This is a genomic window from Streptomyces tsukubensis, assembly GCF_003932715.1.
GTDB classification, from domain to species: domain Bacteria; phylum Actinomycetota; class Actinomycetes; order Streptomycetales; family Streptomycetaceae; genus Streptomyces; species Streptomyces tsukubensis.
On the sequence record NZ_CP020700.1, the window covers coordinates 5,592,564 to 5,617,390 of the forward strand.

Here is a 24,827-nt window from a genome sequence, read left to right on the forward strand (position 1 = left end):
CCCCTATCCTGCGGCCGGGCGCGATGCCCCGCATGCGGCGGGAGCCGCCCCTGGCGGCGGCACCGGGGCGCCGCCGGGCCGTCGTGAATCCGCCGCCAGATGCTCGCGTCCCTCCCGGCACCAGTCCAGCGCCTCGCAGTCCCGGCACGGCCGGCCCGGCACTGCCCGGTACACCGTCTCCTCCAGCCAGGGGCCGGCCGTCCTGCGGACGATGTCTCTCGCAGAGGCGAGCACCGAGGGTTGCCAGGGGTCGATTTCCAGACGGCGAGCGGACTCGGAGCCGAGGAGCTCCAGTTCGATGCGGGACCGGCGGCGATCCCCGTCGGCCAACTCCCCCGTACGCATGAGCAGTACGGCCAGGGCGAGTTGCGGGTGGTGCACCAGCACCGAACCTCCCTCGTACGGGCGGCGGCCGACGGTCTTGGTCTCCCGCCAGACCCACCCGCCACGCCGGGTGTGCAGCAGATCGGGTTTGGCGACGAGCACCAGGTCGAGCACCGGGTCGTAGGCCGTGACCTGTGCCTGGACACGGACCTCCTCCTCGGGGGCCAGCCGGTCGAGGGGGCACAAGGCAGCATGGCGTTCCACCATCGCAGCCGCAGCGAGAGCGATCTCCGGTGGCAGCCCGGACCAAGCGGACTCGTCCGGCGCTGCCAGGCCGCGGCAGCCGCGCGGCCGTCGCGTCTCGTGCTGTTCGTTGAGTACGGCGTCGACGGCGCGCCCCCGTCGGACAGCGGGATTCTCCGGACGGACCGAGCGGAGCTTGAGCTCCCTGGTCAGGTGGTACTTCGCCGGACAGTCCGCATAGGCACGCAGATCGCTGGCCGACAGGCTGCGCCGGGTGCGGACGCGGACCGGAAGGGGAAGCCCGATGAGACCTGCCTGCTCCCCGTGGCCCGCGGACGACGGCAGCGCACTGCAGCGCCCGGCCCCCGAGCACTCGACGCAGGAACGGCCCGGCCGTCGTTCGGATCCGTCGAGCATCCTCGTCAGGACGGGTTCCGTGTACCTCCCGAAGTCGCGCGCGGCTTCGGCGGGAGTGCAGTCCACGGTCGTTCGCGCCGTTCCGTCTCCACAGCCGAAGTCGATGACGCGGATCCGGCTCGGCCCGGGGGCGGACCGGTGCGGATCGACCACGGTGTACGGCTCCGGGCGATCCCGCTCCCGGTCGTATCCGGGCCGGCAGGCCCGACCGAAGGCGGTCACGGACGCGGCGGCCGCCACCTCGGCGTCGGGCCGGTCCTTTTTCGCCGATCCGAAGGAGAGTAGCCAGAGTTCCCGCTGGGTTCCGTCGGCGGAGGCGTACCGTCGTCCCCACGCGGTGCGCTCGTACACATGGGCACCGCGTGCGTCGGGACGGGCGTGCACGGGCAGCACATCCCGGACCACCCACTCGTACGCCACCGGCTCGGTGGGCAGCTCGCCCGGGCCACGGTTGTCCAGCAGGATCCTTCGACGGCTCAGAAAGCGGTCGAGGGCCTCGACCGTCCACTCCACCAGCCCGTCGTGCGCCGGGCGGCCACGTCCGAAACGACCCCGGGTGCGCCGCAGTTCTTCGACGGCCTCCGCCGGAGAGCGGCCGTGGAACTCGATCCGGTCAAGGGCCGTCATCAAAGGCTTGAGGGCGAACGTGAGAAACGGGTCGTACGCAGGCAGCCGGCTCGCCGCCGTCAGCCAGGGCCTGGCCTTCACCGCCAGATGCGCAGGACAGTCGGCGGGATCCTCCCGGGTCAGCGGAAGGCCCGCGCGAATGAGGCCGAGCTCATCGGAAGTAGCGAGTGGGCGGGGCCAGTTGGACATGGGCGGGCAAACCTCCTGGAGCCGGGACGGCGATGTCCAGTGCCGGCCTCAGGGAACCATGTGTTTGTGTACAGAGTCAACGAACGTAGTTCCGTGCGGCGTTGATATCTGTACAGTAGTGGGCCACGCGGACAGGCGACCGATGTGCGCGCGGTGACGGGTTCCCGGGTGCGGACGGAACGCGGACCGCGGTAGTGGGAAGGCGCGAAGCACGCAGTGAAAAAAGAGCATTTGACGCTGAACGGGCGCTATCGGCTCGAAGAGAGCTTCTCGGGCGGCATGGCCATGCTGTGGAAGGCGTGGGACACCTACCGTGACACCTGGGTGGCCGTCAAAGTCCTTCATGAGCGCAACGAGCTGGTCCGACTCCACGAAACCACCGACGGTGAAGCGCTGGAGAGCGACCTGACGACCCGATTCCGTCGTGAGTGCGCCATCCTGCGGGAGATCCGGCACCCTGCCATCCCCGCCTGGCTGGACGAGGGGTTCCACGACGGTCGGCCCTATCTGGTGATGGAATGGGTCGAGGGCATGTCGCTGCATCAGTTCATCGAGACCTACGGACAGTGCGAGCCGTCGGTGGTCGCCTCCCTGATCGTCCAGATGGCTGAGGCGCTCGACTACGCGCACCGGTGCGGGTTCATCCACCGCGACCTCAACCCCAAGAACGTGATGATCACGCGTGAAGGCGTCGTGCATCTGGTCGACTTCGGCATCGCCATGCCGCTGGACCCCACCGTGACCAGGTACACCGCCTACGGCACCCGCAGCCCGGGCACACCCGGCTACACCTCGCCCGAGCAGCACAACGGAGGCGCTGTCGGCGTTCCCTCCGATATCTACTCCCTCGGCTGCGTCGCCTTTGAACTGCACACGGGCCGATGGCCTTTCCACCCGGACTCGGAACGGGACCTGGAGCGTCAGCACGAATCGGACAAGCCCGCACCGTCGGTCGCCTGGTTCGCCCCCGGCCTGCCCCCGGAGCTCGCGGAAACCGTCGACCGGATGCTGATCAAACCGATCCGGCAGAGGCTCGACAGTGTCCCGAAGATCCTGGCCGTGTACCGCGCCTTCCTGCCCTCCGTCGGTGATCCCGAACCGAGCCCCAGGCTGACCCACGACCCCACCCGGCCGTTCCGCAGGCCCGAATCTCCGGCCCGGACTGCCCGCGGTCGTTCGGCCGCTCCACGGCGGATCCGCCCCGCGCACCGCACCTCCTCCTGGCTCCAGCCGGCCGCCGCGGCCGCCGCGCTGGAAGCCGCCCGCAACGAACTGCGGAACGGACAGGCGGCCCCGGGGCCGCACTGCGAGGCACTGGAGCGGATGCGGAAGGACGCCCTGCGCTCCTGGGGGATCCGTGAGGAGGTCACCGCGCGCATCCAACTCATCTGTGCCGACGCACGGTTCGCGGGGGCCGACTCCTCGGCGGATACGGACACGGCGCTCCGGCTCTACCGCGAACTCGTCGTCGAGCTCGCCCAGCACGCGGCGCCCGGCATCCGGGAGGTGTTCCTCAGCGCCCGAGCCGGGGCGTCGAGCTGTCTGCTGGCTCTGGAGCGGGATCCGGCGCCGGCTTTCGACGGATGGGTGGCGGTCACCTCGGAAACGGCGGAACTGCCGGAACCGCCGGAGGACACCCTGCGGCGCTGCCGGGCCCTGGGGGAGGAGTTTCTGCACCTCGGCTTCCGAACCGAGCGGGTCCGGGCGCTGCTCGCGGGACTGCCCACGACCGGCGCATAACACCCGGGCTGCTCCGCCCGATGTCATACGGCACCGGGCCACCACGCCGAGGCAGCCCGTGCACCGCCTAACGCAGTCTGCCCTCGGCCAGGGCGTCGCTCAATGCCCCGGTCAGCTCCCGGCCCAGCCCGTTCGCCTGCTGGAGCATTCGCTCCAGCTCGACGATGCGCCGGAAGGCTTCCCCGTAGCGCCGCTGCTCGGCCAGGGACAGTCGCGGCACTCTGAGTCTGCGCACATCGACCCGGGAGGCATGGGTGGAATGGGAGCCGGCCTGGCGCGCGTTGCCGGGGGAGCGCAGACAGCCCGCGAGAAACCAGGGGTCGAGGAGCCCGGGATCGGGCCGCAGCGCCAGTATCTGCGGCACGAGCGCCGTCGGCGCGGTTTGCTCGACCCATGCATCGAACACCTGCGAGGCACCTACCACGACCACGTCGAGCGGCGCCGTGAGCGTGATGTGCTCCTCGAAGGCCGTCACCTGATGAGGCCCTAGCCAGCCAGTGGGTTCCGTGCGACGGATCAGGTCATTGACCGTGAGTACGGGTACGGCCCCTCTGGGGCGCGGGCCCTGGTGGACCGCGTCCCTGGGCAGGGTCTGACCACCGTGCAGCTCCAGCGCTCCGGCACGGAGCAGTTCGTCGATGCTGGTGGTGGGCGGTTGGACACCGGCCTCCTCCAGTTCCCGCAGCGCGGCCAGGGCGGACGAAACCTCTGCCAGCCGGGAGAGCGCGGAGGAGAACTCCTCCCACGAACGCCGCGCGCGCCGTGCCGCGGAGCCACGGACCGCCGGAACGTGACGTGCGGGGGTGAGATCCACCTGCTCGTCCAGGAGGCCGACGACGGGAACGGCGGCGCTCCGGACCGGGCTCACGTCCCGGCTCTCGCCTGCTTCGTGCGCTCGTACGACAGCAGGCAGTGAGTGCGTCAAGGCATCCCAGTCCACCGGGTCCCGTCCGTCCTTCGTGCCTGTTCCCTCCTCGGTCTCGGCAGCATCGACCAACAGCAGGGTCTTGAGCGGATGGGCGTCGGCCGCGGGTTTCCGCAGGAGCCACAGGTGCAGCCCGACGGCATGGGGCGGTGCGGAGCCCGCGGGGAGCGCGATCACCGCCCGCAGCGCTCCGGTGCGCAGAAGGCCGGCCCGGATCCTCCGTCCGGCGCGCCGCTTCGCCACGCCCGGAGGGAGCAGCAGTACGGCCGTCCCGCCGTCCGCCAACCCGGCCAGCGCGTGCTGCACCCAGGCCAGCTCCGATTCCGTACGCGGGGGAAGACCGAAGGTCCAGCGGGTGTCGGTGGCGAGTTCCTCGTGCCCCCAGTCCCTGGCGTTGTACGGCGGATTGCACAGCACCACGTCGGCCCGTTCGGCAGCCCAGGTATCGTCACGGAGAGTGTCGGTCGTGGCAATGCGGGTACGAACGTTCCGCGGCAGCCCCGATGTGCCGATCCGGCCCCTGGCCAACCGTGCGAGTACCGGGCTGACGTCCGATCCCATCAACTCCAGCGCACGCTCCGACGACCAGCGATGCCCGGCCGCGAGCAGTAGCCCGCCCGTCCCGCAGGCGGGATCCAGTACCGCGCGGGGCCGGTCGCCGAGTACCGCGGCCAAGGTGACCATCAGTTCTGCGAGGGGAGAGGGCGTCGTGGAAATCTGCCGTACGTGGGTACGGGACCAGCGCTCCAGCAGAAAGTCGTAGGTGGCCCCCACTCCACGGCTACGGGCAACCTTCAGCGCCTCCTCGACGGCCGCCAGTTGAGCATTTCCCAGCTTCCCCGATGCCTCCGTCGCCCCTGTGGCCTCGGCCACCGCAGCAATGGCCTCGCCGGCCGCCGCCCGCCCCGGCAGAGCGTCGAACTGCGGCCAGAGCCATCGGAGCAGATCCTCCTCGCGCCGCAGCTTCCCGTTGTCACGGAGCCAGGACTCGACCTCCGCGAGATCGAATTGGGGTGTGGTGTCCGTTCCGCCGACGGGCGCAGGGAAAGTGCTGTACCGCCGCCGCCAGTTGCTCACTGCCGCCCGCCCCACTCCGGCCAGTCGGGCGATCTCCGCGAGTGCCACGGTGACGGGTGGGATGGAGGGCATGGCGTGCTCCGGATCCTGGCAGGTGGGACCGCGCTAACGTACAACTTGCGGAAGCCGAGCACCATGATCCCGTGAACTGTTGATTGACTCAGTACACACACTGCCAGGTTCCGTATGCGGAGCGTTCGGCCGGTGTCGCGAGAGATGCTTCGGGCCGGAATCCAGGCTGTCTTCCCCGGCGGTCCCCGCGGAGCGGGCCGGGTATCCCGGCTCGGTGGCGGTTGCGCACGGTGAAGCAGGAACAGTGGCCTCTGCGCGGCGGGCACAACAAAAAGATCCCGATCGACGTTTCCATCGAATCGGGATCCTTTTACAGAAAGTGCCCCCGGCAGGATTCGAACCTGCGCACACGGCTCCGGAGGCCGTTGCTCTATCCCCTGAGCTACGGGGGCGCACTGTCTGCCTCGGTGTTGTTGCCGTCGGCGTGACGGGTAGAACACTACCAGCTCTTCGAGGGTGCCCGTGAACAGGTATTTCGAGGGATCGGACGGGCCGCGGGAGCGGACCCGAGTCGCCCGGAGGGGGTGGAAGTGGGGAAAACCCGGACGCAGCCCCGGACGCGGACCTACTCTCAAGTTGTGTCAGGTGCGTCCGGGCGGGTGCTCGTTGTCGATGACAACCGGGTCATCCGGCAGTTGATCAGGGTCAACCTTGAGCTTGAGGGCTTCGAGGTCGTGACCGCGGCCGATGGTGCCGAGTGCCTGGAGGTCGTGCGGGAGGTCCGGCCGGACGTGGTGACGCTCGATGTCGTCATGCCGCGGCTGGACGGGCTGCGGACCGCCGCGCGGCTGCGCGAGGATCCCGCGACACGGCATCTGCCGGTGGCGATCATCAGCGCGTGCACGCAGTACGAGGTCGAGAGCGGTATCGAGGCCGGAGTGGACGCCTTTCTGGCGAAACCCTTCGAGCCGGTGGATCTCGTGAGACTCGTGCGGCGGTTGGCGCGCCGGGAGGGACCGCCGGCTCCCGACGGGCGGCAGGGGATCGGACAGCCCGGCACCGCGCAAGGGGCCGGACACCCCGGCAGTACGCAGATTGCCGGACACCCCGGCAACGCCCACGGCATCGGACAGTCCGGCACCGCCCATGGAGTCGGGCAGCCCGGCAGCGCGCGCGGCTGAGCAGCCGGGCGGCGACGACGGTGTCGGCGCCGGGCCGGCCCACCCCGCGGGGCGCCCCGCGGCGGCGGGTGACCGCATCGCGAAACCGTTCGCATTCCGGGGGGCCTCCTCCCCTACGCTGGTCCCGTGACCCCCGCCGAGCTCTCCCGTACCGTCCGGCACGCCGTGTGCCGCGCGGTGGCGGACGGTGCGCTCGCGGTGGAGGTGCCCGAGAGCGTACGGGTCGAAAGGCCCCGGCCCGGCGGCTGCGGGGACTGGGCGACCAATGTCGCGCTGCGGCTGGCCGGACCCGCCGGGCGGCCCGCGCGGGCGGTGGCCGAGGAGCTGCGGGCGCGGATCGCGGCGGAGCCCGGAATCGGCGAGGTCGAGATCACCGGGGCCGGATTCCTCAACATCACCGTCGACGAGGATCCGCTGGAGCGGCGGCGGGCGGTGATCGGGCGAGCCCTCCGGCAGCCCCGCCGCCACGGGAACCCGATCACCGGGGACCGTGGCACCGTCTGGGCCGAGACCGTCGGCCTGCTGCGCGATGCCCGGGGGTACGGACCCGCCTCCGTACCCGTGCGCGAATGCCGGGACATGAGCGGGGAGCTGGGAACCGACCCGGTGCGGTGGGCGTTCCTGGCCGTCGCCGCGGGCGACCGGGCCCGGCCCGGTGCCGAGCTGCTGCGGCAGCGCGAGAGCAACCCCCTCTTCACCGTCCGGTACGCGTACTCCCGGTCCCGGGCCCTGGTCCGTGAAGCCGCCCGGCTCGGGTTCACGGGGAGCACCGAGCAGTTCGTGGAGACGGAGCTGGAGCGGTGGCTCGCGGACTGGCCCGAGGCCCTCGACTCCGCCGCCCGGCTCTGCGCACCCGACCGGATCGCCCGGCATCTCGAAGGGACCGCCGACGCGCTGCTCGGCTTCCAGCACACGGTCCTCCCCGTCGGCGGGGAGAAACCCTCGGCCGCCCACCGCTCCCGGCTCGCGCTCGCCGAAGCCGCCGGGGGGGTGCTCTCCGGCGGCCTGTCCCTGCTCGGCATCAGCGCACCCCAACACCTGTGAGAGAGAACCGACCATGAGCCGTTCCGCACATCCCGCCGGGCCCCGCCACGCCGACGTCCTGCCCGAGGGGCACTACGCCGCCCCGCCCGCCGACCTCAACGCCCTCGACGGCAGGATCTGGTCCCGGACCGTGACCCGGGCGGCGGACGGGACCGTCGCCGTCGGCGGAATCCCGGTGACCCGGCTGGCCGAGGAGTTCGGCACCCCCGCGTACTTCCTCGACGAGGAGGACTTCCGGGCCCGCTGCCGCGCCTGGGCCGAGGCCTTCGGGCCCGGGGCCGACGTCTTCTACGCCGGGAAGGCCTTCCTCAGCCGCGCCGTCGTCCGCTGGCTGTACGAGGAGGGGCTCAACCTCGACGTCTGCTCCGGCGGCGAGCTGCGTACCGCACTGGACGCGGGCATGCCCGCCGAGCGCATCGCCTTCCACGGCAACAACAAGTCCGCCGAGGAGATCGAACGGGCCGTCGAGGCCGGTGTCGGGCGGATCGTGCTCGACTCCTTCCAGGAGATCGTCAAGGTCGCGCACACCGCCCAGCGGCTCGGCCGGCGGCAGAAGGTCCTGATCCGCGTCACCGTCGGGGTCGAGGCCCACACCCACGAGTTCATCGCCACCGCGCACGAGGACCAGAAGTTCGGCATCCCGCTCGCCGGGGACCAGGCCGCCGAGGCGGTCCGCAGGGCCCTCGCCCTCGACGGTCTCGAACTGGTCGGCATCCACTCCCACATCGGCTCGCAGATCTTCGACACCTCCGGCTTCGAGGTCGCCGCCCACCGGGTCGTCGGCCTCCTCAAGCGGGTCCGCGACGAGCACGGCGTCGAACTGCCCGAGATCGACCTCGGCGGCGGGCTCGGCATCGCGTACGTCCCCGGCGACGACCCGCGTGAACCGCATCACATCGCCAAGGCCCTCCACGAGATCGTCGGCCGCGAGTGCGAGGCCGCCGGACTGCGCAGCCCCCGGATCTCGGTCGAGCCCGGCCGGGCCATCGTCGGCCCGACGGCGTTCACGCTGTACGAGGTCGGCACCGTCAAGCCGCTGGAAGGCCTGCGGACGTACGTCAGTGTCGACGGCGGCATGTCGGACAACATCCGGACCGCGCTGTACGACGCCGAGTACAGCGTCGTCCTGGTCTCCCGCACCTCCGACGCCGCCCCGATGCTCAGCCGGGTCGTCGGCAAGCACTGCGAGAGCGGTGACATCGTGGTGAAGGACGCCTTCCTCCCGGCCGACCTCGCCCCCGGCGATCTGATCGCGGTGCCCGCCACCGGCGCCTACTGCCGCTCGATGGCCAGCAACTACAACCATGCGCTGCGACCGCCCGTGGTGGCGGTCTCCGAGGGGGCGGCGCGAGTGATCGTCCGGCGCGAGACGGAGGAAGATCTGTTGCGTCTCGATGTCGGTTAATGGAGATAGATGTCTCGGATGCCGGACGGAGCATAGAAAATGCTGTCCGGTGAGTGAGACTGGACCAACCCCTGAATGTTGAGAAACGAGGTCGGATGATGCGTACGCGTCCGCTGAAGGTGGCGCTGCTGGGCTGTGGAGTGGTCGGCTCAGAGGTGGCGCGCATCATGACGACGCACGCCGACGACCTCGCGGCCCGGATCGGCGCCCCCGTGGAACTCGCGGGGGTCGCCGTGCGGCGGCCCTCCAAGGTCCGCGAGGGCATCGACCCGGCGCTGGTCACCACCGACGCCACGGCCCTGGTGAAACGCGGCGACATCGACGTCGTCATCGAGGTCATCGGCGGTATCGAACCGGCCCGCACCCTGATCACCACCGCCTTCGAGCACGGCGCCTCGGTGGTCTCGGCGAACAAGGCGCTGCTGGCCGAGGACGGTGCCACCCTCTACGCCGCCGCCGAGCGGCACGGCCGCGACCTCTACTTCGAGGCGGCCGTCGCCGGGGCGATCCCGCTGATCCGGCCGCTGCGCGAATCGCTGGCGGGCGACAAGGTCAACCGGGTCCTCGGCATCGTCAACGGCACCACGAACTTCATCCTCGACAAGATGGACACCTCCGGCGCCGGATACACCGAGGCGCTGGACGAGGCCACCGCCCTCGGCTATGCGGAAGCCGACCCGACCGCCGATGTCGAGGGCTTCGACGCCGCCGCCAAGGCCGCGATCCTCGCCTCCATCGCCTTCCACACCCGGGTCCGGCTCGACGACGTCCACCGCGAGGGCCTCACCGAGGTCACCGCCGCCGATATCGCCTCCGCCAAGCGCATGGGCTGCACGGTCAAGCTGCTGGCGATCTGCGAGCGCGCCGCCGACGGCCGGTCGGTCACCGCCCGGGTCCACCCCGCGATGATCCCGCTCAGCCACCCCCTGGCCTCCGTCCGCGAGGCGTACAACGCGGTGTTCGTCGAGTCCGAGGCCGCCGGGCAGCTGATGTTCTACGGCCCCGGCGCGGGCGGCGCGCCCACCGCGTCCGCGGTCCTCGGCGATCTGGTCGCCGTCTGCCGCAACAAGCTCGCCGGGGCCACGGGCCCGGGGGAGTCCGCGTACACCCAGCTGCCCGTGAGCCCCATGGGCGAGGTCGTGACGCGGTACCACATCAGCCTCGACGTGGCCGACAAGCCGGGCGTCCTCGCCCAGGTCGCGACGGTCTTCGCCGAGCACGGGGTGTCCATCGACACCGTCCGCCAGCAGGGTAAGGACGGAGAGGCCTCCCTCGTCGTCGTCACCCACCGCGCGCCCGACGCCGCCCTCTCGGGGACCGTCGAGGCGCTGCGCAAGCTCGACACCGTGCGTGGTGTCGCCAGCATCATGCGTGTTGAAGGGGAGTAACCAGCAATGACCCACCAGTGGCGCGGCATCATCGAGGAGTACCGGGACCGTCTCCCGGTCTCCGACACCACTCCGGTTGTCACGCTCCGTGAGGGTGGTACGCCGCTCGTACCCGCCCAGGTGCTCTCCGAGCGCACCGGCTGCGAGGTCCACCTCAAGGTCGAGGGCGCCAACCCCACCGGTTCCTTCAAGGACCGCGGGATGACGATGGCCATCACCCGCGCCAAGGAGGAGGGGGCCAAGGCCGTCATCTGTGCCTCCACCGGCAATACCTCCGCCTCGGCCGCCGCCTACGCGGTACGGGCCGGGATGGTCTGCGCGGTCCTGGTGCCCCAGGGGAAGATCGCGCTCGGCAAGATGGGCCAGGCGCTGGTCTACGGTTCGAAGATCCTCCAGGTCGACGGCAACTTCGACGACTGCCTGGATCTGGCCAGGAATCTGTCCGAGAACTATCCGGTCGCCCTGGTCAACTCGGTCAACCCCTACCGGATCGAAGGCCAGAAGACCGCCTCCTTCGAGATCGTCGACGCACTCGGCGACGCCCCCGACATCCATGTGCTGCCGGTCGGCAACGCGGGCAACATCACGGCCTACTGGAAGGGGTACCGGGAGTACGCGGCCGACGGTCCGGCCACCCGTACCCCCCGTATGTGGGGCTTCCAGGCGTCCGGCTCCGCGCCGATCGTCCGCGGTGAGGTCGTCAAGGACCCCTCGACCATCGCCACCGCCATCCGGATCGGCAACCCGGCGTCCTGGCAGCAGGCGCTGGCCGCCCGGGACGAGTCCGGCGGCGCCATCGACGAGGTGACGGACCGTGAGATCCTGCGGGCCTACCGCCTGTTGGCCTCGCAGGAGGGCGTCTTCGTGGAGCCCGCGTCCGCCGCGTCCGTGGCCGGTCTGCTCAAGGCCGCCGAGGCCGGCAAGGTCGACCCCGGCCAGCGGATCGTCTGCACGGTCACCGGCAACGGTCTGAAGGACCCCGACTGGGCCGTGGCCGGCGCTCCGCAGCCCGTCACCGTCCCGGTCGACGCGCCGACCGCGGCGGCCAGGCTCGGCCTCGCCTAAGCCTTGCAGCAGGGCCTTTCCGGCCGCCCGATCCCTGGACGCCGCTGCGTCCGCGGTACGGCGGCCGGGGGCCCGGACCGCCCGTACGGCCGGGCCGGAGGCGGGCTCGGGGCCGTAATACCCCGGTGAAAAGCATCCCAAGCCGGGCGGCCGCGGAGGCCGGGGCACAGGCGGCTCGCGACACGCATCGTGCGCCTCCTGTGCGCCCTATGTCGCCACAGAACCTTCCTTCGATAGGCTGTACCGAACCCACCCACCCCGCATGCCGGCCGGTGCGGTGGTGCGGCCGCCGTTCGCGGCCCCGGGGGCTGACCCCTCCCGATCGCGAATGCCGCCCTACCCCCAGCAATTCCCCCACTTCATCCCCATCAGCAGAACCCGACACCACCGATCCCACTGACATCAATGTCACCGCCCGTCCCTTCCGCAACAAGGGGCAGAGCCAAGGAGAGTCATCGAGCGATGGCCGGTCCAGCGTTCCGCGCCGCCGCCGTCCGGGTGCGCACCCCCGCCACCAGCGCCAATCTCGGTCCGGGCTTCGACGCCTTCGGGCTGTCGCTGGGGCTCTACGACGATGTCGTCGTCCGGGTCGCCGACTCCGGTCTGCACATCGACATCGCGGGTGAGGGCGCGTCGACGCTGCCCCGCGACGAGAGCCATCTGCTCGTCCGCTCCCTGCGTACGGCCTTCGACCTGCTCGGCGGGCAGCCGCGCGGTCTCGAAATCGTCTGTGCCAACCGGATTCCGCACGGCCGCGGGCTCGGTTCCTCCTCCGCCGCCATCTGTGCCGGGATCGTCGCCGCCCGCGCGGTGACCATAGGGGGCGAGTCCCGTCTCGACGACACCGCCCTGCTGGAGCTGGCGACCGAGATCGAGGGTCACCCGGACAATGTCGCCGCCTGTCTGCTCGGTGGTTTCACCCTTGCCTGGACCGAGGCCGGAGCCGCCCGGGCCATCAGGATGGATCCCGCCGATTCCGTCGTTCCGGTGGTTTTCGTCCCGGGCAAGCCGGTGCTCACGGAGACCGCGCGCGGACTGCTGCCGCGTTCCGTCCCCCATGTGGACGCCGCCGCGAACGCCGGCCGCGCCGCCCTGCTCGTCGAGGCGCTGACCAGGCGCCCCGAGCTGCTGCTGCCCGCCACGGAGGACCGGCTCCACCAGGAGTACCGGGCCCCGGCGATGCCGCAGAGCGTCGACCTTGTCAACCGACTGCGCGCCGACGGCGTCCCTGCAGTCATCTCCGGTGCGGGCCCCACGGTGCTCGCGCTGGCCGAGGACAGTGCGGCCGACAAGGTCGCACAGCTCGCGGGCGAGGACTGGGCGGCCAACCGTCTGGCCTTCGACACCGCGGGTGCGAGTGTGCTGCCGCTCGTCGCCCCCGAGACCGCCGGTGATCCGTCGCGGGACGGATCCGGGCAGGTGTACGGGGCCGGGGGCGGCGTACGGGAGTCCGGTGACGCGCCCCTCGGGTGAGCCGCCACGGCGGGGGCCCGCCCGGGAACGGGGCGGGCGCCGCGGCGAGCGCGCGGCGGGGCATTTCCGGGAAACCACCCGGGAAATGCCGCGGGGAAAGTCCGGGCGCGCGCCCGGGGGCATCCACGCGGTGATTCCCGGGGACACGAGATTGCCGGTGATGGAGAGGGGGAATGTTTGTTGGAGCCGGTAGTGTTAACCTCAAGTCAGCACCGAAAGCCTTCACGGCTCGGAGCTTCGTGTCCCGCATCGGGACCGCCAATTCTTCCGGGAGCCTCCCCGACTGCCTGAGCAGCCTGCCTGAGCAGTATCGAGCACGCTCCGGAACCGGCACGACACCTCCCGCTCCGCCGAGAAGTGGCCGAGCAGGGGGATCTCGGGCCGGATCGCAAGTATCTGCTTCTCCGCCGTATTCAGAACCGGCGGGGACCACCGCCCCGACACGGTCGCCACGCGACCGCGTTCGGACAGCACAACCGGTCGCCGAGCCAGATGGCCGACGTCCGCTCCAGGGAAGGACCCTTCGTGAGCGACACCACCGATCTGATGGGCGTGACTGCCGACACCAGCGTCGACACTTCCGCGCCCGCCGCAGGTGCTGCCTCCGGCACCACCTCCCGGCGCCGCCGCTCCGGCACCGGCCTTGAGGGCATGGTTCTGGCCGAGTTGCAGCAGGTCGCGTCCGGCCTCGGGATCAGGGGCACCGCGCGGATGCGCAAGAGCCAGCTGATCGAGGTCATCAAGGAGGCCCAGGCCGGCGGCGGAGCCGCGGCCAAGAAGGCCGCCGAGCCGGCGGCCAAGAGCGCCGAGGCCAAGCCGAAGCGCCGGGCCACCTCGAAGGCGCGCACGAGCGACGCCTCCGCCGAGGCCGCCCCGGCCGCCGAGGAGAAGGCCGCGCCGCCCGCCGCCAAGGCCGAGAAGGCCGTCGCCCAGCAGCAGATCGACATCCCGGGACAGCCGGTCAGCGACGACCAGCCGGTCGTCGAGCGCCGTCGCCGCCGCGCCACCGCGCAGGCGGGCAGCCCCGATGCCCAGGCCGAGGGTGCCGTCGCCGTCAAGGAGGCCAAGGAGGCCTCCCGTACCGAACCGCAGGACGGCTCCGCCGGTGCGGCCGGACAGGACGGCGAGGGCCGCAAGGACCGCGGCGAGCGCGGCCAGCGCGGTGACCGCCGCGACCGTCAGCGCGGCCGTGGCAAGGGCGATGAGCAGCAGGGCGGACAGAGTCGTCAGCAGGGCGGCCAGCGTCAGCAGCAGCAGCAGAGCACCGGCCCGCAGGACGACTTCGACGACGACGGCAGCCGCCGGGGTCGCCGGGGCCGCTACCGCGACCGCCGTGGCCGCCGCGGACGTGAGGACTTCGCGGGCGAGCCGCAGGTCTCCGACGACGATGTGCTGATCCCCGTCGCGGGCATCCTCGACATCCTCGACAACTACGCCTTCATCCGCACTTCGGGCTATCTGCCCGGCCCGAACGACGTGTACGTCTCCCTGGCCCAGGTCCGCAAGAACGGCCTGCGCAAGGGCGACCACGTCACGGGCGCGGTCCGGCAGCCCAAGGACGGCGAGCGCCGCGAGAAGTTCAACGCGCTGGTCCGTCTGGACTCCGTCAACGGCATGGCCCCCGAATCGGGGCGCGGACGGCCGGAGTTCACCAAGCTGACCCCGCTCTACCCCCAGGACCGGCTCCGGCTGGAGACCGACCCGGGTGTGCTGACGACCCGGATCATCGACCTGGTGTCGCCGATCGGCAAGGGCCAGCGCGGTCTGATCGTGGCCCCGCCGAAGACCGGCAAGACCATGATCCTGCAGGCGATCGCCAACGCCATCACGGTCAACAGCCCCGAGTGCCACCTGATGGTGGTCCTCGTCGACGAGCGTCCCGAAGAAGTCACCGACATGCAGCGGTCGGTCAAGGGCGAGGTCATCTCCTCCACCTTCGACCGTCCCGCCGAGGACCACACCACCGTCGCCGAACTCGCCATCGAGCGCGCCAAGCGCCTGGTGGAGCTCGGCCACGACGTGGTCGTCCTGCTGGACTCCATCACCCGTCTGGGCCGCGCCTACAACCTGGCCGCGCCCGCCTCCGGCCGCATCCTGTCCGGTGGTGTCGACTCGACCGCGCTCTACCCGCCGAAGCGCTTCTTCGGTGCCGCGCGCAATATCGAGGACGGCGGCTCGCTGACCATCCTGGCCACCGCGCTGGTCGACACCGGCTCCCGGATGGACGAGGTGATCTTCGAGGAGTTCAAGGGCACCGGCAACATGGAGCTGAAGCTCGACCGGAAGCTCTCCGACAAGCGCATCTTCCCGGCGGTGGACGTGGACGCGTCCAGCACCCGCAAGGAGGAGATCCTGCTCGGCAGCGAGGAGCTGGCCATCGTCTGGAAGCTGCGCCGGGTGCTGCACGCGCTCGACCAGCAGCAGGCGATCGAACTCCTGCTGGACAAGATGAAGCAGACGAAGTCGAACGCCGAGTTCCTGCTCCAGATCCAGAAGACGACGCCGTCGTCCAACAACGACTGACGGTTTCGCCGGTACTTCGGTACTGCCACACAGCCGTGGGCCCCGCCATCCGTATGGACGGCGGGGCCCACGGCTGTGCGGAGCAGACCCTGCCGAGGGCCCTTCTCACGCGGTTTTCATCACCGCATGCAACCCTTTTGCTGAGGGACGCGTCCTACCAATGGCGGAACAAAGCTGGACAGAGTGAGAGTTTTCGCCTCGTTCGGTGGCGCGGGGGTCACGGAGCGCGACGACGGTACGGAGGGGGCCGAAGCGCCGGGAGGCGCGCAGAGCGGGAGAGAACATGAGCGAGCAGAGCAGCGGCGAAGGCGGTACGGACGCCACCGGGAGCGGCCGGAAGCCGCACCCCCGGCGTCGTCGCAGGGCCACTGTGGTGGCCGCCTGGGCCGCGGCGGGACTGATCGCCGTCGGCGGCGGCGGACTCGGCTACGCCTATCTGAGCCTCAACGGCAATCTGCGCGGGATCGACATCAACGCCCAGCTCAACGGCAAGGACCGGCCCCCGGACATCGGCAACGGCTCGATGGACGTCCTCGTACTCGGCTCGGACTCACGCTCCGGGGCCAATCGCGAGTACGGCCACAACGGGGGCGGGGCCCGCTCCGACACCGCGATGGTCGTCCACGTCTACAAGGACCACCGCGAGGCCAGTGTGGTCTCCATACCCCGCGACACCCTCGTCGACCGGCCCGCCTGTACGGCTCCCGACGGCAAGCGAATACCCGCCGCCGACGGCGTGATGTTCAACAGCGCCTACGAGGTCGGCGGCCCGGCCTGCGCCGTCGACACCGTCGAGCAGCTGTCCGGTATCCGCATGGACCACTACGTCGAGGTCGACTTCACCGGCTTCAAGAAGCTCGTCGACGAACTCGGCGGGGTGAAGATCACCACCACCGAACCGATCCGGGACACCGACAGCCGTCTCGACCTGCCGGCCGGCACCCACACCCTCGACGGCGAACAGGCCCTCGGCCTGGTCCGTACCCGCAAGAGTGTCGGAGACGGCAGCGACCTGGGGCGGATACAGCTCCAGCAGGCCTTTATGAAGGCCTTCCTCGCCCAGGTCAAGGACGCCGGACTGCTCACCGACCCGGGCAAGCTGTACGGCGTCGCCGACACCGCGACCCGGGCCGTGACCACGGACTCCGGCCTCGCCTCCGTACCGAAGCTCACCGGCTTCGTCCGGTCGCTCGCGGCACTCGACCCCGCCGACGTCCGGATGGTCACCATGCCGGTCGTCTACGACCCGCAGAACCCCAACCGCGTGCTGCCCCTCGAAGGCGCCTCCCAGCAGGTCTGGACGGCGCTGCGGCACGACAGGCCGGTCCCGGCGAGCGCGCTGACGGACTCCGCGGGCGGCAAGGGCAGCGCCGGCGCGGTCGTCCGGAGCACCCCGGCCCCCGTCTCCGGGGCCGGTGCGGGCGCCGGATGACGGAACGCGCCCGAGGGTGCGCACAGGGTCGCCGGTACGGCCCCGGGGGCGTGCGCGCCCGCGTACGCGCGGCCTCGCCACGGCGGCCCGGCCGTGCCGGAAGCCCCCGGGAATAGTTCCGCACCGACCCCGGTTTTGGGAGATACGGCCGGTCCTGGCAGACTGGTTCGTCGGCCCCGGTTCACGCGCGTGCATTCCGCCCGTGCGACCCGGAGCCCTCCCGAAACTAGGAGACACCTTGAAGCGCGACATCCACCCCGAGTACGTCGAGACGCAGGTCAGCTGCACCTGTGGCGCGTCGTTCACGACTCGCAGCACCCTCTCCTCCGGCACCATCCGTGCCGAGGTCTGCTCCGAGTGCCACCCGTTCTACACGGGCAAGCAGAAGATCCTCGACACCGGTGGCCGCGTGGCCCGCTTCGAGGCCCGCTTCGGCAAGGCTGCCGGCTCCGCCAAGAAGTAGCGAGCCAACTGCGCCGGTCACCGGCCGTCCCCGTGCCGGGGCGGCCGGGACCGGCGCTTTGACGTCCCGCAGCACCTTCGTACGTAAGCAGAGCAGGAGCCCCCGATGTTCGAGGCGGTCGAGGAACTCGTCGGCGAGCACGCCGACCTTGAGCAGCGGCTGGCAGACCCCTCCGTCCACGCCGACCAGGCGAACGCGCGCAAGCTGAACAAGCGCTACGCCGAGCTGACCCCGATCGTCGGCACCTTCCGCTCCTGGAAGCGGACCGGGGACGATATCCAGACGGCCCGCGAGCTGGCCGCCGACGATCCGGACTTCGCCGCCGAGGTCAAGGAGCTGGAGAAGCAGCGCGAGGAGCTGACGGAGAAGCTCCGGCTGCTGCTGGTGCCCCGCGACCCCAGCGACGACAAGGACGTCCTGCTGGAGGTCAAGGCGGGCGCGGGCGGCGACGAGTCCGCCCTCTTCGCCGGCGATCTGCTGCGGATGTATCTGCGCTACGCCGAGCGCGTCGGCTGGAAGACCGAGATCATCGACGCCACCGAGTCCGAGCTGGGCGGCTACAAGGACGTCCAGGTCGCGGTGAAGACCAAGGGCGGCCAGGGTGCCACCGAGCCCGGCCAGGGCGTCTGGGCCCGGCTGAAGTACGAGGGCGGGGTGCACCGTGTCCAGCGGGTGCCCGCCACCGAGTCCCAGGGCCGGATCCACACCTCCGCCGCCGGTGTCCTCGTGACCCCCGAGGCCGAGGAGATCGACGTCGAGATCAACCCGAACGACCTGCGGATCGACGTCTACCGCTCCTCCGGACCCGGTGGCCAGTCCGTGAACACCACCGACTCCGCCGTGCGCATCACCCATCTCCCCACTGGGGTGGTCGCCTCCTGCCAGAACGAGAAGAGCCAGCTCCAGAACAAGGAGCAGGCCATGCGCATCCTGCGGTCGCGGCTGCTCGCCGCCGCCCAGGAGGAGGCCGAGAAGGAGGCCGCGGACCAGCGCCGCAGCCAGGTCCGCACGGTCGACCGCTCCGAGAAGATCCGGACCTACAACTTCCCGGAGAACCGCATCTCGGACCATCGCGTCGGCTTCAAGGCCTACAACCTCGACCAGGTCCTCGACGGCGATCTCGACGCCGTCATCCAGGCCTGCGTCGACGCCGACTCCGCCGCCAAGCTCGCGGCCGCCCAGTAAGCCCGGCTGCCGGACCCGTCCGTACGAACCAGGTGGAGGACCACCAGTGAACCTGCTGCTCGCCGAGGTGGCCCAGGCCACCCAGCGGCTGGCCGACGCCGGCGTACCCTCGCCGCGCTTCGACGCGGAGGAGCTGGCCGCGTATGTGCACGGGGTGAAGCGGGGCGAGCTCCACCTGGTCAAGGACGGCGACTTCGACGCCCGCTACTGGGAGGCCGTCGCCCGCCGCGAGGCCCGCGAACCCCTCCAGCACATCACCGGCCGCGCCTTCTTCCGCTATCTGGAGCTCCAGGTCGGCCCCGGCGTCTTCGTACCCCGCCCCGAAACCGAATCGGTCGTCGGCTGGGCCATAGACGCCGTCCGCGCCATGGACGTCGTCGAACCGCTGATCGTCGACCTCTGTACGGGATCGGGCGCGATCGCGCTGGCCATGGCGCAGGAGGTGCCCCGCTCCCGGGTGCACGCCGTCGAACTCTCCGACGACGCCCTCCACTGGGCCCGGAAGAACGCCGAGGGCTCCCGGATCAGCCTCCACCAGGGCAACGCCCTGACCGCCCTGCCCGAACTGGACGGCCAGGTCGACCTGGTGATCTCCAACCCGCCGTACATCCCGCTCACCGAATGGGAGTACGTGGCGCCCGAGGCCCGCGACCACGACCCGGAGATGGCCCTCTTCTCCGGCGAGGACGGCCTCGACACCATCCGCGGTATCGAACGCACCGCCCACCGGCTGCTGCGGCCCGGCGGGCTCGTCGTCATCGAGCACGCGGACACCCAGGGCGGCCAGGTGCCGTGGATCTTCGCCGAGGAGTCCGGCTGGACGGACGCGGCGGACCACCCCGATCTGAACAACCGCCCCCGGTTCGCGACCGCCCGCAAGGCGACGCCGTGACGACGATCCCGTACGCCCCCGCCGCGTACCTGCCCGAGGAGGTTCTCTGATGGCCCGGCGATACGACTGCAACGACGCCACCGACCGGACGACCGGGCTGCGCGAGGCCTCGTCCGCCGTACGCCGCGGTGAACTGGTCGTGCTGCCCACCGACACCGTGTACGGGCTGGGCGCCGACGCCTTCAGCCGCGAGGCCGTCGCCGATCTGCTGGCCGCGAAGGGCCGCGGGCGCAATATGCCGACCCCCGTCCTCATCGGCTCCCCGAACACCCTCCACGGGCTGGTCACCGACTTCTCCGAGGGCGCCTGGGAACTGGTCGACGCCTTCTGGCCCGGAGCGCTCACCCTGGTCGCCCGGCACCAGCCGTCCCTCCAGTGGGACCTGGGCGACACCCGGGGCACCGTCGCGGTCCGGATGCCGCTGCACCCCGTCGCCATCGAACTGCTCACCGAGGTCGGCCCGATGGCGGTCTCCTCGGCCAATCTGACCGGCCACCCGGCGCCGGAGGACTGCGACGCCGCGCAGGGCATGCTCGGGGACTCCGTCTCCGTCTACCTCGACGGCGGCCCGACGCCCGGAATCGTCCCGTCGTCGATCGTCGACGTCACCGGTGACGTGCCCGTCCTGCTGCGCGCCGGGGCGCTGACCGCGGACGAGCTGCGCAAGGTCGTACCCGATCTTGAGGTGGCACCTTGATCGCCCCTGACCAGGGGCGTGGCACCGCATCGGACGACTGCTTCCGGATACTCCACGTCAGCACCGGCAACGTCTGCCGCTCACCGATCACCGAGCGGCTGACCCGGCACGCCCTCAGTGACCGCCTCGGTGATCTGATGGCGAGCGGGCTGATCGTGGAGAGCGCCGGCACCTGGGGGCACGAGGGCGCGCCCATGGAGGCCAACGCCGAGATCGTGCTCGCGGACTTCGGCGCGGACGCCACCGGTTTCACCGGGCGGGAGCTCCTCGACGAGCACGTCATCCGCGCCGATCTGGTGCTGACCGCGACCCGGGACCACCGGGCGCAGGTCATTTCGATGGGGCACTCCGCGGGCCTGCGGACGTTCACCCTGAAGGAGTTCACCCGGCTGGTGCGGGCCATAGACCCCGCGACCCTGCCCGACCCGCGCGACGAGGGCGTCGTCGAGCGCGCCCGGGCGCTGGTGCGGGCCGCGGCGGCGCTGCGCGGCTGGCTGCTGGCCCCCAGCCCGGACGCCGACGAGGTGTACGACCCCTACGGCGCGCCGATCACGTTCTTCCGCTCCATCGGCGACGAGATCAACCAGGCGCTGGACCCCGTGGTCACAGCCCTGACGGGCATTCCGGCCCGGCACTGACCGCCCCCGGGCGGACGGCCCGGGACCCGTCCCGCGGGGCCGTGCCGGCGCCCCGTACGACCGCTTCCGCGCCCCGCTCCGGGCCCTCCGGTGGCGACGGCCGCAGCCGTCTCCGTACCGCCGCGACGACCGCCCCGCGCCCCGCCCCCGGTGCCGACGCCCGTACCGCCGCTCGCGCGCGCCGCGGGCAGCCGCGGCCTAGAGTGAAAACGCACCGAAACGCGAGGACCGGAGCACGCCATGCCCGTCCGCACCGCACGCGCGAGCGCCGCGAGAAGCGCCGTCCGCTATGCCGCCGACCCGGAACTGCTGCAACGGCAGGACCCGGAGATCGCCGAGGTGATCGCGGGGGAGACGGCCCGGCAGACCGGGACGGTCCAGCTGATCGCCGCGGAGAACTTCACCTCACCGGCGGTACTGGCCGCCCTCGGCTCCCCGCTGGTCAACAAGTACGCGGAGGGCTATCCGGGGGCCCGCCACCACGGCGGCTGCGAGATCGTCGACGCGGCCGAGCGGATCGCCGTGGACCGGGCCAGGGCGCTGTTCGGCGCCGAGCACGCCAATGTCCAGCCGCATTCGGGCTCCTCGGCCGTGCTGGCGGCGTACGCGGCACTGCTGCGGCCCGGGGACACGGTCCTGGCGATGGGGCTGTCGTACGGCGGACACCTCACCCACGGCTCCCCGGCGAACTTCTCCGGGCGCTGGTTCGACTTCGTGGGCTACGGGCTCGACCCGGACACCGGGCTGATCGACTACGGCGAGGTCCGCAGCCTGGCCCGGGCGCGCGGACCGAAGGCGATCGTCTGCGGCTCGATCTCGTACCCCCGCCATCCCGACTACGCGCTCTTCCGGGAGATCGCGGACGAGACGGGCGCGGTGCTGATCGCGGACGCCGGGCATCCGATGGGGCTGATCGCGGGCGGGGCCGCGCCGAGCCCGGTGCCGTACGCGGACGTCGTCTGCGCCACCACCCACAAGGTGCTGCGGGGGCCGCGCGGCGGGATGATCCTCTGCGGCGAGGAGACGGCCGGCCGGATCGACCGGGCGGTGTTCCCGTTCACCCAGGGCGGGGCGCAGATGAACACCATCGCGGCGAAGGCGGTGGCGTTCGGCGAGGCGGCGGCCCCCGCGTTCGCCGCGTACGCCCATCGGGTGGTGGCCAACGCCCGGGTGCTGGCCGCCGGTCTCGAAGCGGAGGGCTTCACGGTCCTGACGGGCGGTACGGACACCCATCTGATCGTGGTGGACCCGGAACCCCTCGGTGTGGACGGGAGGACGGCACGCGGCCGTCTGGCGGCCTGCGGGCTGGTCCCGGACACCTGTGCCCTCCCGTACGGAGAGGGGCGCGGGCTGCGGCTGGGAACGGCCGCGGTGACCACCCAGGGGATGGGGGAGGCGGAAATGGCCCGGATCGCGGTGCTCTGTGCCGCTGCCCTGTACGCCGAGGGTGACGCGGTACGGACCTTGCGTTCGGAAGCTGCCGAGCTGGCCGGTAGATTTCCGCCGTATCCGGGGTAGCCGAGACCGAGTGCAACCGTCCGCGGCGCCCGCCAGTCCTCCACCATGCGGCCGCCGCGGTTAGGGTGTGTGGCTGAGATGGCCAGCGATTCCTGTGGGGCAGCCCGTGCGTGATTATCTGCTGACGCTCTGTGTCACAGCCGCGGTGACCTATCTGCTGACCGGTCCGGTGCGGAAGTTCGCCATCGCGACCGGAGCGATGCCGGAGGTCCGCGCGCGCGACGTGCACCGAGAACCGACGCCGCGGCTCGGCGGCATCGCCATGTTCTTCGGGCTCTGCGCGGGGCTGCTGGTCGCGGACCATCTGCAGAATCTCGGCAGCGTCTTCGAGCTGTCGAACGAACCGCGGGCGCTGCTCTCCGGCGCCGCGCTGATCTGGATCATCGGGGTCCTCGACGACAAGTTCGAGATCGACGCGCTGATCAAGCTCGGCGGGCAGATGATCGCCGCCGGTGTGATGGTGATGCAGGGTCTGACGATCCTGTGGATCCCGGTGCCCGGTGTCGGCACGGTCTCGCTGACCTCCTGGCAGGGCACCCTGCTGACGGTGGCGATCGTGGTGATCACCATCAACGCGGTCAACTTCGTCGACGGTCTCGACGGTCTCGCGGCCGGCATGGTCTGCATCGCCGCCGCCGCGTTCTTCCTCTACTCGTACCGCCTGTGGGTCGGCAACATGATCGAGGCCGCCGCCCCCGCCGCCCTGTTCACGGCGATCCTGATGGGCATGTGCCTGGGCTTCCTGCCGCACAATATGCATCCGGCGCGGATCTTCATGGGCGATTCGGGGTCGATGCTGATCGGCCTGGTGCTGGCCGCCTCCGCGATCTCGGTCACCGGCCAGGTGGACCCGGACACGCTGCGGATCTTCGTCTACGACGGCAGCGCCCGCGACACCACCCACGCGATGCTGCCCGTCTTCATCCCGCTGCTGCTGCCGCTGACGATCATCGCCATCCCGGTCGCCGACCTGGTGCTGGCCATCGTCCGCCGGACCTGGAAGGGGCAGTCGCCGTTCGCCGCCGACCGGGGGCATCTGCACCACCGGCTGCTGGAGATCGGGCACTCGCACAGCCGCGCCGTGCTGATCATGTACTTCTGGTCGGCGGTGTTCGCCTTCGGTGTGGTCGGCTACTCGGTGCACTCGGCGTCCCTGTGGATCGTCATGGTGATCGTCGGGCTGAGCGCGGTGGGGCTGGTGCTGCTTCTGCTGCCGCGGTTCACACCGCGGGCGCCGCGCTGGATGGAGGCGTTCGTCCCGCCGCGCTACCGCCGCCGCAAGCGGCCGGCCGCCGGGACGGAGCCGGAGCCCGCGCATGCGTACGCAGGCGGGGACGCCGAGGCGTCCGGTGCGGGTGAGGAGAGCGGGGCGGAGGGGGCCAGGACCAAGCTGCCCGAGGGGGTCAACGGGGCGACCGCGCTCAGCGCGCACCCGGGGCTTCCGGAGCGGCGGAAGGCCGGCACCCCGGGGTGACTTTTGCCATGTTCAGCCGCATTAGCAGACAACCTGCCCCCAAGTCCCTGCACACACGGGCGCATTCACTCTCATGTGTGAGAGTGGGCACACGAACGGGTAAAGGTCTCCTCAAATAGCTTGTGATACGATTCACGAGAACCGGCGACAGTGCCGAAGGACCGTAGTGCGACGGTCTTCCGGTCCCCGAGGACCAATCTCGGACCCGGCTTACGCTCGTCCATGACGACACCACTGCCACCACCAGCAAGCGGAGATGCCGCCATGCCGTCAATTGACGCACGCACCCTTCTGCACACCGCCGTACCGACCGCTGTCACCGGCTTGATCGCCGTGGCCGTCAGCGCCGTTGTCGCGGGCGGCAAGGGTGCGCTCGGCGCTGCCATCGGCACGCTGGTGGTCGTCCTCTTCATGGGGGCGGGGCTGGTGGTGCTCCAGCGCACGGCCAAGCAGTATCCGCATCTGTTCCAGGCCATGGGCTTCCTGCTCTACACCACGCAGTTGCTGCTGCTCTTCGTCTTCCTGATGGCGTTCAAGGACACGACCCTCTTCGATTCGAAGGTCTTCGCCCTGACGCTGCTGGTGGCGACCATTGTCTGGGTCGCGGCGCAGGCCCGCGCCTACCTCAAGGCCAAGATCCTCTACGTCGAACCCGAGGAATCCACGGCCCCCGCGGCCGCGAAGACCGGGTCCGCGACGTGAAGAGTAGGGCCGCGATAAAGAGCGTTTCGGGTTCCTGCTATCGTCCGGTGCCAACTGCGGCACTGCGGGCGCGGGCATCCGAGCTGACGCCCGCTCATCCGCGAGGCTCATGGCCCGCCCGCCGCCCCACCATCCGATACACCAGTCCCGTGCCGAACCGCGGCTTCGCGCCGCGCCGACACAACGAGGTTGC

19 protein-coding genes and 1 tRNA gene are annotated in these 24,827 nt (G+C 71.0%); 17 read left to right on the forward strand and 3 right to left on the reverse strand.

What is annotated here, in order from left to right:
• Positions 1 to 3: 3 nt before the first annotated feature.
• The gene (locus B7R87_RS23195; protein WP_006346617.1) at positions 4 to 1,800 is read right to left on the reverse strand and encodes a PD-(D/E)XK nuclease family protein; all 1,797 of its coding nucleotides are present in this window, start codon (positions 1,798 to 1,800) and stop codon (positions 4 to 6) included.
• Between the two features lie 231 nt (positions 1,801 to 2,031).
• Between B7R87_RS23195 and B7R87_RS23200 the strand changes: the two genes are divergently transcribed.
• Positions 2,032 to 3,540: a serine/threonine protein kinase gene (locus B7R87_RS23200; RefSeq protein ID WP_006346616.1), complete on the forward strand. Its 1,509-nt coding sequence runs from the start codon at positions 2,032 to 2,034 to the stop codon at positions 3,538 to 3,540.
• Between the two features lie 67 nt (positions 3,541 to 3,607).
• On the opposite strand, the gene B7R87_RS23205 is transcribed toward B7R87_RS23200, so the two are convergent.
• Positions 3,608 to 5,614 carry an N-6 DNA methylase gene (locus tag B7R87_RS23205; protein ID WP_006346615.1) on the reverse strand — a complete coding sequence of 669 codons (2,007 nt, stop codon included), beginning with the start codon at positions 5,612 to 5,614 and terminating at the stop codon, positions 3,608 to 3,610.
• Between the two features lie 320 nt (positions 5,615 to 5,934).
• Positions 5,935 to 6,006, reverse strand: a tRNA-Arg gene (locus B7R87_RS23210).
• Between the two features lie 132 nt (positions 6,007 to 6,138).
• On the opposite strand from B7R87_RS23210, the gene B7R87_RS23215 reads away from it, so the two are divergent.
• From B7R87_RS23215 to B7R87_RS23290, 16 genes are all read left to right on the forward strand, one after another.
• Positions 6,139 to 6,735: a response regulator gene (locus tag B7R87_RS23215; RefSeq protein ID WP_078902133.1), complete on the forward strand. Its 597-nt coding sequence runs from the start codon at positions 6,139 to 6,141 to the stop codon at positions 6,733 to 6,735.
• 126 nt (positions 6,736 to 6,861) lie between these two features.
• Complete coding sequence (gene nrtL / locus B7R87_RS23220) at positions 6,862 to 7,779, forward strand: ArgS-related anticodon-binding protein NrtL (RefSeq protein ID WP_130584822.1); 918 nt, start codon at positions 6,862 to 6,864, stop codon at positions 7,777 to 7,779.
• Between the two features lie 13 nt (positions 7,780 to 7,792).
• The gene (gene lysA / locus B7R87_RS23225; protein WP_006346612.1) at positions 7,793 to 9,184 is read left to right on the forward strand and encodes a diaminopimelate decarboxylase; all 1,392 of its coding nucleotides are present in this window, start codon (positions 7,793 to 7,795) and stop codon (positions 9,182 to 9,184) included.
• 98 nt (positions 9,185 to 9,282) lie between these two features.
• A complete protein-coding gene (locus tag B7R87_RS23230) occupies positions 9,283 to 10,572 on the forward strand; it encodes a homoserine dehydrogenase (RefSeq protein ID WP_040914217.1) in 1,290 nt (429 codons plus the stop codon).
• Between the two features lie 6 nt (positions 10,573 to 10,578).
• On the forward strand, positions 10,579 to 11,637 hold the full coding sequence (thrC, locus tag B7R87_RS23235) for a threonine synthase (RefSeq protein WP_006346610.1): 1,059 nt from the start codon (positions 10,579 to 10,581) through the stop codon (positions 11,635 to 11,637).
• A 462-nt stretch (positions 11,638 to 12,099) separates the two neighbouring features.
• Entirely contained in the window at positions 12,100 to 13,110 is a 1,011-nt protein-coding gene (thrB, locus tag B7R87_RS23240; protein ID WP_006346609.1) for a homoserine kinase, read from the forward strand.
• Positions 13,111 to 13,635: 525 nt separating this feature from the next.
• Positions 13,636 to 15,633, forward strand: a complete 1,998-nt coding sequence (gene rho, locus B7R87_RS23245) for a transcription termination factor Rho (protein WP_040914214.1) — start codon at positions 13,636 to 13,638, stop codon at positions 15,631 to 15,633.
• Between the two features lie 283 nt (positions 15,634 to 15,916).
• The gene (locus tag B7R87_RS23250; protein ID WP_130584821.1) at positions 15,917 to 17,065 is read left to right on the forward strand and encodes an LCP family protein; all 1,149 of its coding nucleotides are present in this window, start codon (positions 15,917 to 15,919) and stop codon (positions 17,063 to 17,065) included.
• A 238-nt stretch (positions 17,066 to 17,303) separates the two neighbouring features.
• On the forward strand, positions 17,304 to 17,528 hold the full coding sequence (rpmE, locus tag B7R87_RS23255; protein ID WP_006346606.1) for a 50S ribosomal protein L31: 225 nt from the start codon (positions 17,304 to 17,306) through the stop codon (positions 17,526 to 17,528).
• Between the two features lie 105 nt (positions 17,529 to 17,633).
• Entirely contained in the window at positions 17,634 to 18,713 is a 1,080-nt protein-coding gene (gene prfA, locus B7R87_RS23260; RefSeq protein WP_006346605.1) for a peptide chain release factor 1, read from the forward strand.
• 46 nt (positions 18,714 to 18,759) lie between these two features.
• On the forward strand, positions 18,760 to 19,605 hold the full coding sequence (prmC, locus tag B7R87_RS23265; protein WP_006346604.1) for a peptide chain release factor N(5)-glutamine methyltransferase: 846 nt from the start codon (positions 18,760 to 18,762) through the stop codon (positions 19,603 to 19,605).
• Between the two features lie 49 nt (positions 19,606 to 19,654).
• The gene (locus tag B7R87_RS23270; protein WP_006346603.1) at positions 19,655 to 20,302 is read left to right on the forward strand and encodes an L-threonylcarbamoyladenylate synthase; all 648 of its coding nucleotides are present in this window, start codon (positions 19,655 to 19,657) and stop codon (positions 20,300 to 20,302) included.
• The gene (locus B7R87_RS23275) at positions 20,299 to 20,940 is read left to right on the forward strand and encodes an arsenate reductase/protein-tyrosine-phosphatase family protein (protein ID WP_006346602.1); all 642 of its coding nucleotides are present in this window, start codon (positions 20,299 to 20,301) and stop codon (positions 20,938 to 20,940) included. Before B7R87_RS23270 ends, B7R87_RS23275 begins: the two co-directional genes overlap by 4 nt.
• Positions 20,941 to 21,180: 240 nt before the next feature.
• A complete protein-coding gene (locus B7R87_RS23280; RefSeq protein ID WP_006346601.1) occupies positions 21,181 to 22,458 on the forward strand; it encodes a serine hydroxymethyltransferase in 1,278 nt (425 codons plus the stop codon).
• Between the two features lie 106 nt (positions 22,459 to 22,564).
• Complete coding sequence (locus tag B7R87_RS23285; RefSeq protein ID WP_040914196.1) at positions 22,565 to 23,932, forward strand: MraY family glycosyltransferase; 1,368 nt, start codon at positions 22,565 to 22,567, stop codon at positions 23,930 to 23,932.
• Between the two features lie 264 nt (positions 23,933 to 24,196).
• Entirely contained in the window at positions 24,197 to 24,634 is a 438-nt protein-coding gene (locus B7R87_RS23290; RefSeq protein ID WP_006346599.1) for a hypothetical protein, read from the forward strand.
• Positions 24,635 to 24,827: the final 193 nt, after the last annotated feature.